The following is a 10,434-nucleotide window of genomic DNA, read 5'->3' on the forward strand; positions in this document are numbered from 1 at the left end:
GCCCACCCGGCGCCCTTGGGGGCGGGGGTAGTGCCTACGCGCCGCTGGTCGGGGCCGTCGGGCCCGCGTCGGGGCAGGCAGCCGGCAGAGATGAGCAGCGCTCGCAGCATTGTGGGCTTTCGGCCGGCCGGGCGGGAGGCCCCACCCGGCCCACACCGCGCTTCTGTCAGAAATCTGACAGTAATTTAGCCGCGGACGGCCGCCATTGCCTCCGCGAGCCGGCGAACACCCTCGTCGATCCGGTCCGCCGTGACCGCCGAGAAGGCCAGCCGCAGCGCGTGCTGCCCGCCGGCGAGCACGAAGTCGCTGCCCTTGACGACCGCCACGCCGCGCTCCGCCGCCGCCGGGGCGAGGCGGTCGACCAGGACGTCCTCGGGCAGCTCGACCCAGAGGAAGTAGCCCCCGTCCGGCTCGACGAAACGCGCCTCGGGGATGTGCCGGCGCAACGACTCGGCGAGCACCCGGGCCCGCTCACCCAGGGCGGCGCTGACCTTCTCGATCGAGCGGGCGATGTCACCGGAGACGCAGAACTGGTGCACGATCGCCTCGGACACCATGCCGGGCGAGATGTAGAGGCTGGTGGCCTTCTTCGCGATGTCGCTGATCAGGTCCGCCGGCCCGACCAGGTACCCGACCCGCACGCCCGGGCAGACCGTCTTGGTGAAGCTGGAGGCGTGCACCACCACGCCCCGGGTGTCCATCGACAGCATCGAGGGCAGCGGCTCGCCCCGGAACCGGATGTCGGCGTACGGGTCGTCCTCGAAGAGGGTGAAGCCGTACTCGGCGGCCAGGTCGAGCAGCTCCCGCCGCTTGTCCAGCGACAGCGTGACGCCGGCCGGGTTCTGGTAGTTGGGGATGACGTGGGCGAGCTTCGGCCGGACCCCGGACTCCAGTAGTTTGCGCAGCTCGGCGGTGTCCAGGCCGTCCGGTTGAACCGTCACGCCGTGGATCTCGCCACCCATCCGCTGAAGGTTCAGCAGCGTCCGGTCGTACGTGGGACGCTCCACCACGACCGCGTCGCCCGGCCGGACCAGGTGGTCGAAGAGGAACGCGTCGGCCTGGAGCGAGCCGTTGGTGACCAGCACCTGATCGGCCTCGACGCCGTGCTTCTCCGCGATCCACTTCCGCAGGGGCGGGTACCCGACGGAGGTGCCGTACGCCGTGACCCCGGCTGGGTCGGCGTCGAAGGCGCGGACGGCGGCGGCCTTGAGCCCCTCGACATCCACGATGTCCAGCGAGGGAGCGCCACGGGCGAAGGAGATCAGCTGCTCGGCAGTCATGCGGACGAGCCTAGGGCCTGGTCCGGGCGGTCCGACCGGCATACACGCCAAGTTCAACATGCGGGCAGTGGACGGGCTGCGAACGGCCGAAGCGGGGACCACCGGAGGTACGCGACACTCTCGGTGTCGATTATCGGACCAGTGTCTGGCCGCGCCCGCGCGACCGCCGAAGGATAGGCGTCCGCGCGGTGCCCGGGGACACGGGCCGGCGGTGGCACCGAAGGAGTGGTGAGGTTCACGTGACCGAGGACGGTACGGGTCGGCTCGACGACCAGGCGTTCGCCGAGTGGTTGGCCGGCGAGGCCGGCGTGGCGCTGACCGCGCTCCGCGCCGAGCAGGGCTTCGCCGACCCGAAGGCCCTCAAGGACGCGGGGGACAAGGTCTCGCACGACCTGATGTCGACCGCCCTGGCCCGGTGGCGCCCGGCCGACGCGGTGCTCTCCGAGGAGCAGGCGGACAGCCGGCGGGCCTGGGCCGACGACCCGTCCGCCGGGGACCGGCCGACCCGGCTCACGGCGGACCGGGTGTGGATCATCGACCCGCTGGACGGCACCCGGGAATTCTCTGAGCAAGGGCGCGACGACTGGGCGGTGCACGTGGCGCTCTGGCAGCGGTCGGCCGCCCCGGACGGCGCGCTGGTCGCCGGCGCGGTCGGCATGCCGGCCCGTACCGGCCCCGGCGGCACGCCGCTGGTCCTCGGCAACCGGGTCCCGACCGCACCGCCCGTCGACGGGCCGCTGCGGATCGCCGTGAGCCGCAGCCGGCCGCCCGCGTTCGTGAGCGAACTGGTCGAGGGCATCGGCGCCCGCGCGGTGCCGATGGGCTCGGCCGGGGTGAAGGTCTGCGCGGTGGTCACCGGCCAGGTCGACGCGTACGTGCACGCCGGGGGCCAGTACGAATGGGACTCGGCGGCCCCGGTCGCCGTGGCCCTCGGCGCCGGCATGCACGCGTCCCGGATCGACGGCTCACCGCTGCGCTACAACCGGGACGACCCGCGCCTTCCGGACCTGTTGGTCTGCCGTCCGGAGCACGCGGAGTCCCTGCTCGCGGCCATCGACCGCTACCGTTGACGACGCCCGCTCCGGCACCGCCGAACAGAGGAGGGTCATGAGTTCCGGTCCCATCGCCGCGCCCACCCTCGCCGCCCCCGACCCGACCCCGCCGCGGCACCGGCTCGGCCGCTGGTGGCTGCTCCCGCTGACCGCCGGCGCGCTCGTGCTGGGCACCACGGTCGCCCTGGCCACCAACGGGGACCTGCCCGGCGGGCCCTCCCCGACGGCCACCGACGCCACCGGCGGCAACGCCGGACTCGGCCCGGCGGCCCCCGGCACCCGCCCGACGCCGAGCGGCAACGAGGGCTTCGGCGCGGGCCCCGCGTCGGGCTCGCCGAGCCCGAGCGTCAGCGGCGGGGCCACGTCCGGCGCTTTCCCGGGCGGCCGCAACACGCTGCCCGGGGCGAGCATCTACCTCAAGAGCGGGGAGAGCTTCGCCGCCGGGCTGGCCCGCTCGGACCGCAGCTACGGCCCGCTGCGCATGGTCCGGGTCTTCTACCCGGGGCTGCCGCCGTCCTGGTCGGGCAGCCGCGCCGACGTCGCCGACCGGACCGTGGTGGTCTCGTTCAAGGCGCCGCCCGGCGAGGTGGCCGCCGGCAAGCACGACTCGCGGCTCGCCGCCTGGTTCCGCTCCGTCCCCCGGGATCTCGACGTGTACTGGTCGTACTTCCACGAGCCGGAGGACGACGTCGAGCGCGGCTCGTACACCGCCGCCCAGTACCGGGCCGCGTGGAAACGCCTCGCCGGTCTCGCCGACCGGGCCGGCAACGCCCGGCTGCGGTCCACGCTGATCCTGATGTGCTGGACGCTCAACCCGAACTCCCGGCGCACCTTCGAGGACTACTGGCCGGGTGGCGACGCCATCGACGTGCTCGGCTGGGACTGTTACAACAGCGGCGGCAAGTACGACCGGTACACCGACCCGGCGCAGGTCTTCACCCCGATGATCAACAAGTCGAAGGCGCTGGGGAAGCCGTGGGGGCTCGCCGAGACCGGCAGCGTCCGCATCGCCGGGGACAGCAGCGGCACCGGCCGGGCCGCCTGGATCCGGTCGATGAGCCGGTACCTCGACGGGCAACGCCCGCTGTGGGTGGCGTACTACGACTACGAGGTCGCCGGAGGCGACTTCCGGCTCACCGACGCGCCGAGCCGGGAGGCGTGGCGGGCCTGGTGCGCCGCCTCCTGACCGGGCTCAGATCCCCCGGCCGCGCTTGTGCAGCGTACGCAGGACGCGGTCGGGGTCGACGGCCCGGCTGGCCACGGCGAGGGCCAGGTACGCGCGCGGCTCCCGGGGGTTGCGCGACAGCGTGCGCCGCGCCCAGCGCACGGCCTCGCCCCGGTTGCCCAGCGCCGCCTGGGCGAACGCGATCTGGCCGCTGACCCGCGCCTCGCCGGCCGGCACGGTGGCGAACTCCGGGTACCGCCCGAGCAGCCACTGCAACGCCACGGAGATGGTCTCCCAGCGCTGGGCGAAGTACGACCGCTTGTGCCAGCGCACCGTCACGTACGGCTCGACCAGGTTGACCAGCGGGGCGTGCCGGGCGGCCCGGAGCAGGAACTCGTAGTCCTCCGCGTAGCTGCCCGGGATCTCCTCGTCGACCAGCCCGATGCCGTCGAGCAGCGCTTCCCGGCGGATCAGGAACGTCGACGGGTGCAGCTCGGTGTGCCGGTCCCGCAGCAGGGCGGCCAGCGGCACCCGGTTGACCGGCAGCACCCGGTCGACCTGGCGGCCGTCGTAGTCGACCCGGATGCCGCAGCTCACGAACGCGCCGTCGGGCGCGGCGGCGAGCGCCGCCACCTGCGCGGCGAGCTTGCCGGGCAGCCACTCGTCGTCGTCGTCGCAGAACGCCACGAGGTCACCGGTGGCCGCCAGGATGCCCGTGTTGCGGTTGCCGGCCAGGCCCGGGGTGCGCTGGTTGACCAGCACGGTGATCCGGGGGTCGTCGGCCAGCGACCGGTCCGGCTCGGACTGGTCGTAGACGACCAACACGTCCACCCGGCCGGGGTAGTCCTGACCGAGAATCGCGTCGAGGGCCTTGCGCAGCAGCTCGGGGCGGTCCCGGGTGGGAACCACCGCGGTCACCGACGGGTACCCGCCGACCGGCTCGGTCGTCGCGTCCGTGTCGTGCACCGGCTCGGTCATTGCGCCTCCGTGGGGCCCTGGCGGCCGAGGCCGACGTATCCGTACCGCAGACGCAGGGGCAGCGTCGCGGCGCTCACCACCACCCGGCTACGCGACGGCAGGGCCGTGCGCCAGGCGTCGTCCTGCCGGACCCGCAGCGGGCCGGCGTTGAACCGCAGCGGGTTGCCGGCGATGCTGTGCGCCGGGCGCAGCGGCGCGGGCGACGGGTCCAGCACCCGCAGCGCGCCGGGGTCGTCGGGCAGGCCGGCGAAGCGGCGCAGCCGGGCGATCGTGCCGCGCGGGTCGGCGGTGAAGTCCTCGTAGCGCAGCCGGACCACCGGCACGCGGGTGGCCAGCAGGTGGAACGCGGCGTTCTGCGCGGTCCACAACTTGCTCACCGTGAACGGCGAGAAGGTCGGCATGTACGCCTCGGCGTCCACCACCTCGGGCCGGCGCACCTGCTTCGCCCAGGAGTACGCCACCGCCCGGCTGTCCCGCACCAGGTGCAGCACCCGCAGATCGAGGTCGTCGGCCCAGCGCAGCGCGAACGCGGTGGAGGCGTGCTTGCTGGAGTCCACCACGAGCCGCGCGCCGGTCACCGCCATTGCCGCGGCGTAGATCCGGGTGTAGAGGTCGGCGTAGCGGCGCACCTCGTCGAGCTGTGCGGCGGGCAGCTCGGCCCGGGCCAGCCGGGGGATGTGCCGGGTCCGGTCGACGGCGTCCTTCAGCGCCAGCACGTCGGCGCGGTCGACCGCCGACCAGCCGCCGAAGGCGTGCTCGCCGACGCGCTGCCAGAAGTCACAGGCGGTGAACCGCTCCCCACAACCGCACCGCTCGTCGCCGCCGAGCGCCCGTTCCCACAGGTGCACCACCTCGCCGACCGCGCAGACGTCGGGATGCTGGGCGAGGATCAGCTCCAACAGGGTGGAGCCGCTACGCCCCAGCCCGCCGACGAAGAGCACCCGGGCACTCACCGCCGCCACCTGCGCCGCCCGGGTTCCCGGCTGGCGCGGACCAGGTCCTCGACGATCCGGCCAACCGCCGTGGCGGCGGCGACCCGGGGGTCGGGCAGGTCCGGGTCGGCGGCCAGGGCGTACGTCAGCGGGTCCGCCACGCCCTTGTCCAGCGCCTCGACCAGGTCGGCCTCGGACTCGGCCAGCCGGACCATCCCGGCCGAGCCGAGCCGGCGGGAGAAGAGCTGCTGGTGGTTGTCGACGTGCTCGTGGTGGGCCGGGTTCCTGGGCACCACGATCGGCAGGTGCCCGTGCCGGCGTGCCTCGGTGATGGTGGCGGGACCGCCGTGGCAGACCACCAGGTCCGCCTCGGTCATTGTTCGCTGGAGCTCGTCGTGGGCCAGGAACGGCACCGCGCCCGGCAGCCGGGGCGCCCGGCTGCGCCCGTGCTGCACGACGAGTCGGACCTCCGGCGCGGCGGCGTCCCGGCCGGCGTGCCAGCGCTCCAGCCAGTCGACCAGCCTGTCGAAACGGTGCACGTCCGTGCCGACCATGGCCAGGATCGTGCGGGGGGCCGGGGAGTCGCCGCGCTGACGCGGAATCGGCAGGTTCACAGCAGGTTTCCCACCACGGTCGCCTTTGGATAGAGCCGGCGCTGCTCCTCCCACTGCACGAGCATCGCCGAGAGGAAGGGTCGACACAGCCGGGCCGAGAGCGTCGGGGTGTCGATCCGGTCGTAGACCTCGATGTAGACCGTGGGGATGCCGCGCAGCCGGGCCACCGCCACGAAGGGCACTGCGACCCCGGCACCGGTGGTGACCACCGCGGCGACATCCCGCCCGCGGAACACCCGCACGGCAAGCCAGAGGTTGCGGGCCAGGTTCTTCAGGTTACGGGTGGTCGGGTGGTACGCCCAGACCACGTCCTCGCCGTCGAGCAGTGATCGGGCGTCCGGGGTGTCGAAGGTCACCCAGGAGCGGGCCCGGTTGCGGTACCACGGTGCGAGCGCCACCAGTTGGGCGAGGTGCCCGCCGCTGGAACCGACGAGCATGACTTCACCAGACTCCACGTACACCCGCCTCCCGAGGGCCCCACCGCGCCCCGGGACGCGCCCACCGGGGGCGGTCGACCGGACGGCGCGACGCCGCCACAATGTAGCGGCCCTGCGAACAGAAACATAAGTGGCGCTCATCATCATCCGACCTGTCGGATGGTTGCCAGCAGGACCTTTCGCCAATGCCGAGTTCCCCCGTCCCGCGCCTAGACTGCCGCTGACATCCACCGGGGCGAGGGGATAGCGGATGACCGACCAGACGGCCGAGGCAGCGCAGGGTGCCGGCAACGGGGTGACCCCCGACCCGGTCACCGTCCTCTACGTCTGCGGCATGCCGCGCAGTGGCTCCACACTGCTCGATTTGATGCTCGGCCAGTTCGTCGGGCACTGCGACGTCGGCGAGCTGTTCTACCTGTGGCAGTCCGGTGTCGAGCGGAACTTCCGGTGCGCCTGCGGTGAGCACTTCGACGCGTGCCCGTTCTGGGGCGAGGTGGGCCGGCGGGCGTACGGCGGGTGGTCACAGATCGACGTGGCCGACGTACGGGCGCTGCAACGCCGGGTCGATGCCACCGCCAAGATCCCGCTGATCGTGAGCCCGGGGATGTCCGCTGCCTTCCGGCGGGACCTGGACCGCTACACCGAGCTGCTGACGAGGCTCTACCGGGCGGTGGGGGAGGTGTCCGGGGCGCGGGTCGTGGTCGACTCCACCAAGCGCCCGTCGCTGGCGTACATCCTGGCCCGGACTCCGCAGGTCGACCTGCGGCTGGTGCACGTGCTGCGCGACCCGCGCGGGGTGGCGTACTCGTGGAGCCAGGTGGTGGAGCTGCCCGAGGGCACCTCGACCAAGGGGCGGATGAACCAACGGTCGGCGCGGCTGACCGCCCGGCGCTGGGTCACCGTCAACGCGATGGTCGCCGCGTTGGGCCGCCGTGGCGTGCCCCGGGTCACCGTCCGGTACGAGGACCTGGTCCGCGACCCGCGCGGCGAGCTGGGCCGGATCGCGGCGCTGACCGCCGACGTGACCAGCGTCGTCGACCCGCTGGAGTTCCTCCGGGACAACGAGTTCGAGCAGGCAGGCTCACACGCGGTGGCCGGCGGGCGGATCCGGATGCGTAGCGGCCCGATCACCCTGGCGCTGGACGAGAAGTGGCGCCGCGAGTACGCCCCGGGCCCCCGCCGCCTGGTCGGGGCGATGACCTGGCCGATGCGCCGCCGCTACGGCTACCGCTGACGCCCCTGTTCGGCGTCCGACTCGGGCCGGCCGGCTCCCGGCTCGGCCGAAGGCGTCGGGACCGGCTCGGCCGAAGGCGTCGGGACCGGCTCGGCCGAAGGCGTTAGGAAGGGGCCCTTCCTGTACCGAAAGCGTTAACAGGGGGCCCCTCCTTACCCGGCGGCGGCGGCCAGGTGGGCGTCGAGGGTGTCGAGCAGCTCCGGGGCCCGCTCGTAGTCGAACTTGCGGGCGAAGTGCGCCCCGCTGGCCAGCGCGCGGGGCAGATCTTCGGCGGTCAGCGACTTGGGGTGGTTGAAGGTGCTGTTGCGGAAGTCGAAGTAGCGCTTGCAGTCTGGCACCAGGTCGAAGCGGTCGGCGCTGCACACGATGGTCTGGAAGACCGCCTCGACCGGGGAGAGGCAGTGCCGGAAGTACTCCACCACGTCCGGCCGCCGGTCGAAGTACTCCCGCAGGTAGGCCACCACCGGCCAGCTCAGCGAGGAGAACGCCGACCCGCCGTGCAGCCGCAGGTCGTCCCCGAACGGGGTGCGGGCCCGGCGGCCGACCGCCAGCCCGTACGACACGTGCACCCGGACCAGCGGCTGCACCCGGTTGACCGCCTGGAGCGGGCGGAGCAGCTTCTTGCCCCGGGGGCTGAGCCGGAGCAGCCGCCGGTGCTGGAAGTGGTAGCGGGAGCGGACCCGGCTGCGTGGCCAGTGGCTGTCCGGCCCATTCGCGTCCCAGTACTCCATGAACCCGTCGGCGCCCGAGGCGACCAGCTCGGCCTCGCACTCGCCGAGCGGGCGGAGGGGGTAGTCCTGACCGGTGATGTTCACCAGCCAGTCGACCTGCACCCCCTCGTCGTTCAGCCAGTCGACGGCAGCCATGTAGCGGTCTACATGACTGAAGTCACCGTATCCACCCTCGTGCATCTGCACGACGACGTCGGGCAGTGACCGCAGCTCGGCGAGGTCCAGCGGGGCGCCGTTCACGTCGTGACTGACGTGCACAATGCTGTCCGGACTGTACTTCTTCACCGCGTGTACCAGCCGGTTCAGCTGCTCGGGTGACCGGTGGCTCTGGATGTGGTAGCAAAACCGCACCCGCTCATCCTCCCCCGCGACGCCGCCGCTGAGAAGCGAACCTTCGTCGGCTTCCCCTGACCGCTCGGATCAGGGAGACTCAAGGTTCGCCGTGGCACCGCTCGCCACGGACGACTGGCCGGTCCGGTCCAAAGGGAGCGACACAGCCCGATGCCCTCGTCTCACCACGCCGATCTGCGCGACTCAGACGGCCCCACGCTGATGACCTACATCGAGTGGCTTCGCCGCCGATGGTGGCTCCTCGTGGTGGCCGCGCTACTCGGCGCGGGTGCCGGCATGCTGGTCAGCCAGGTGCAGACCCGCACGTACGTGTCGACCACGTCGCTGCTGGTCCGCCAGGTCGGCCCGGACGCCAACCCCGGCGCCAAGGTCAACCTCGACACCGAGGCGCAGGTCGTCCGTTCCCTGGTCGTCGCCGAGCGGGCCCAGGCTCTACTGAAGACCAATCTTCCCGCCGAGGACCTGGTCCGGTCGCTGTCGGTCACCGTGCCGCCGAACAGCCAGGTGCTCCAGATCGTGTTCGAGGCGGGCAGCCCCGAGGCCGCTCAGGCCGGCTCGCACTCCTTCGCCCAGGCGTACCTGGACCTGCGGCTGGCGACGGCCACCCGGTCGCTGGAGAACGAGACCACCGCGCTCAAGCAGCAGATCACCGAGACCAACAAGCAGCTCGCCGCCGTCGCCGGCAAGATCGCCGCCGCTCCGCCGAACTCGGTGGAGCGGGCCCGGGCCGAGGCCGACCGCAACGTGCTGACCAACCAGCTCGCCAGCCTCAACAGCCGGCTGAGCCCGCTGCTGAGCACCGCGCTCGACCCCGGCGAGATCATCTCGGACGCGCCGCTGCCCCGGAAGCCCAGCTCCCCGAACACCACCCTCAACCTGGCCAGCGGCCTCGGCGCGGGGCTGCTGTTCGGCATCGTGGTCGCCCTGGTGCTGGACCGGCTCGACACCCGGGTCCGGCGCGGCCGGGACGTCGCCGACCGGCTCGGCCTGCCGATGCTGCTGGAGCTGCCGAACCGCCAGGCCGGGCTGACCATCCTGCCGCCGGGCCACGAGGTCTCCCGCGAACTGGGCCGGCTACGCAACGTGCTGTTGTCGACGATGCCCGAGCCGCAGCCCGGCCGGGGACGCCTGCTGCTGCTCACCGACACCTCGCCCGGCCCGGCGGCCGGCTTCGTGGTCGGCAACCTCGCCGCCGCGTACGCCCGCACCGGCGCGCAGGTCGCGGTGGTCACGACCAAGCGGGACTCGCCGCTTCCCGCGATGCTCGGCGGGGTCAAGCCCCGGCACACCCTGGCCGACGTGCTGCGCCACGACGTGTCGGCGCTGACCGCGCTGACCCCGGCCCCCGGCCTCGGCCAGCTCCGGGTGCTGTTCCCCGGCAACCTCGACACCGAGGTGGAGCTGCCGGTCGCCACCATGCTGGAGGTGCTCGGAGAGCTGGCAGCCCGCTTCGACCACGTGCTGGTCGAGACGGCCCAGCCGACGACGGCGGTGGAGGCGCAGGCGCTGGCCCGGCACGTCAACGGGGTGATCCTGGTGATCGAGGGCGGGCAGACGCGCAGCAGCGAGATCACCGCCGCGATCCACCAGTTCGAGCAGGTCGACGCACCGGTCCTCGGCGCGGTGCTGGCCCCCCGGCTGGCCGAGCGCGTCCCGGCCC

At 73.0% G+C, this 10,434-nt stretch carries 10 protein-coding genes; 4 read left to right on the top strand and 6 right to left on the bottom strand.

Annotated elements, in window-relative coordinates:
• Nucleotides 1-185 precede the first annotated feature (185 nt).
• Complete coding sequence (locus E1258_RS25430; protein WP_132405560.1) at nucleotides 186-1,280, bottom strand: PLP-dependent aminotransferase family protein; 1,095 nt, start codon at nucleotides 1,278-1,280, stop codon at nucleotides 186-188.
• A 239-nt stretch (nucleotides 1,281-1,519) separates the two neighbouring features.
• Here E1258_RS25430 and E1258_RS25435 point away from each other — a divergent pair, with 239 nt between their 5' ends.
• Both E1258_RS25435 and E1258_RS25440 read left to right on the top strand, forming a co-directional pair.
• Nucleotides 1,520-2,350: a 3'(2'),5'-bisphosphate nucleotidase CysQ gene (locus tag E1258_RS25435; protein WP_132405562.1), complete on the top strand. Its 831-nt coding sequence runs from the start codon at nucleotides 1,520-1,522 to the stop codon at nucleotides 2,348-2,350.
• Between the two features lie 37 nt (nucleotides 2,351-2,387).
• Nucleotides 2,388-3,518: a hypothetical protein gene (locus E1258_RS25440; RefSeq protein WP_132405564.1), complete on the top strand. Its 1,131-nt coding sequence runs from the start codon at nucleotides 2,388-2,390 to the stop codon at nucleotides 3,516-3,518.
• A gap of 6 nt (nucleotides 3,519-3,524) precedes the next feature.
• Here E1258_RS25440 and E1258_RS25445 read toward each other — a convergent pair whose 3' ends face one another.
• From E1258_RS25445 to E1258_RS25460, 4 genes are read right to left on the bottom strand one after another with little or no spacing between them, the layout of a single operon-like run.
• Nucleotides 3,525-4,475 carry a glycosyltransferase family A protein gene (locus E1258_RS25445; protein ID WP_132405566.1) on the bottom strand — a complete coding sequence of 317 codons (951 nt, stop codon included), beginning with the start codon at nucleotides 4,473-4,475 and terminating at the stop codon, nucleotides 3,525-3,527.
• Entirely contained in the window at nucleotides 4,472-5,437 is a 966-nt protein-coding gene (locus E1258_RS25450) for a sulfotransferase (protein WP_132405568.1), read from the bottom strand. Before E1258_RS25450 ends, E1258_RS25445 begins: the two co-directional genes overlap by 4 nt.
• Complete coding sequence (locus tag E1258_RS25455) at nucleotides 5,425-5,961, bottom strand: glycosyltransferase (RefSeq protein ID WP_132405578.1); 537 nt, start codon at nucleotides 5,959-5,961, stop codon at nucleotides 5,425-5,427. The genes E1258_RS25450 and E1258_RS25455 overlap by 13 nt, the downstream gene beginning before the upstream one ends.
• A 56-nt stretch (nucleotides 5,962-6,017) precedes the next feature.
• Complete coding sequence (locus E1258_RS25460) at nucleotides 6,018-6,458, bottom strand: UDP-N-acetylglucosamine--LPS N-acetylglucosamine transferase (RefSeq protein WP_132405576.1); 441 nt, start codon at nucleotides 6,456-6,458, stop codon at nucleotides 6,018-6,020.
• Between the two features lie 250 nt (nucleotides 6,459-6,708).
• Here E1258_RS25460 and E1258_RS25465 point away from each other — a divergent pair, with 250 nt between their 5' ends.
• Nucleotides 6,709-7,692: a sulfotransferase gene (locus E1258_RS25465; protein WP_132405570.1), complete on the top strand. Its 984-nt coding sequence runs from the start codon at nucleotides 6,709-6,711 to the stop codon at nucleotides 7,690-7,692.
• A 152-nt stretch (nucleotides 7,693-7,844) separates the two neighbouring features.
• Here E1258_RS25465 and E1258_RS25470 read toward each other — a convergent pair whose 3' ends face one another.
• The gene (locus tag E1258_RS25470; RefSeq protein WP_132405572.1) at nucleotides 7,845-8,774 is read right to left on the bottom strand and encodes an N-acetylglucosaminyltransferase; all 930 of its coding nucleotides are present in this window, start codon (nucleotides 8,772-8,774) and stop codon (nucleotides 7,845-7,847) included.
• A gap of 150 nt (nucleotides 8,775-8,924) precedes the next feature.
• Between E1258_RS25470 and E1258_RS25475 the strand changes: the two genes are divergently transcribed.
• The coding region (locus tag E1258_RS25475; protein WP_132405574.1) for a lipopolysaccharide biosynthesis protein at nucleotides 8,925-10,434 on the top strand (1,510 nt) is incomplete at its 3' end.

It is taken from the genome of Micromonospora sp. KC207, assembly GCF_004348615.1.
Classification (GTDB): domain Bacteria; phylum Actinomycetota; class Actinomycetes; order Mycobacteriales; family Micromonosporaceae; genus Micromonospora.

Excerpts from the sequence above, each read along its gene's own strand:
- E1258_RS25445 (WP_132405566.1), bottom strand. The coding sequence starts at position 4,475 with ATGACCGAGCCGGTGCACGACACGGACGCGACGACCGAGCCGGTCGGC.
- E1258_RS25455 (WP_132405578.1), bottom strand. The coding sequence starts at position 5,961 with ATGGTCGGCACGGACGTGCACCGTTTCGACAGGCTGGTCGACTGGCTG.
- E1258_RS25440 (WP_132405564.1), top strand. The coding sequence starts at position 2,388 with ATGAGTTCCGGTCCCATCGCCGCGCCCACCCTCGCCGCCCCCGACCCG.
- E1258_RS25465 (WP_132405570.1), top strand. The coding sequence starts at position 6,709 with ATGACCGACCAGACGGCCGAGGCAGCGCAGGGTGCCGGCAACGGGGTG.
- E1258_RS25430 (WP_132405560.1), bottom strand. The coding sequence starts at position 1,280 with ATGACTGCCGAGCAGCTGATCTCCTTCGCCCGTGGCGCTCCCTCGCTG.
- E1258_RS25460 (WP_132405576.1), bottom strand. The coding sequence starts at position 6,458 with ATGCTCGTCGGTTCCAGCGGCGGGCACCTCGCCCAACTGGTGGCGCTC.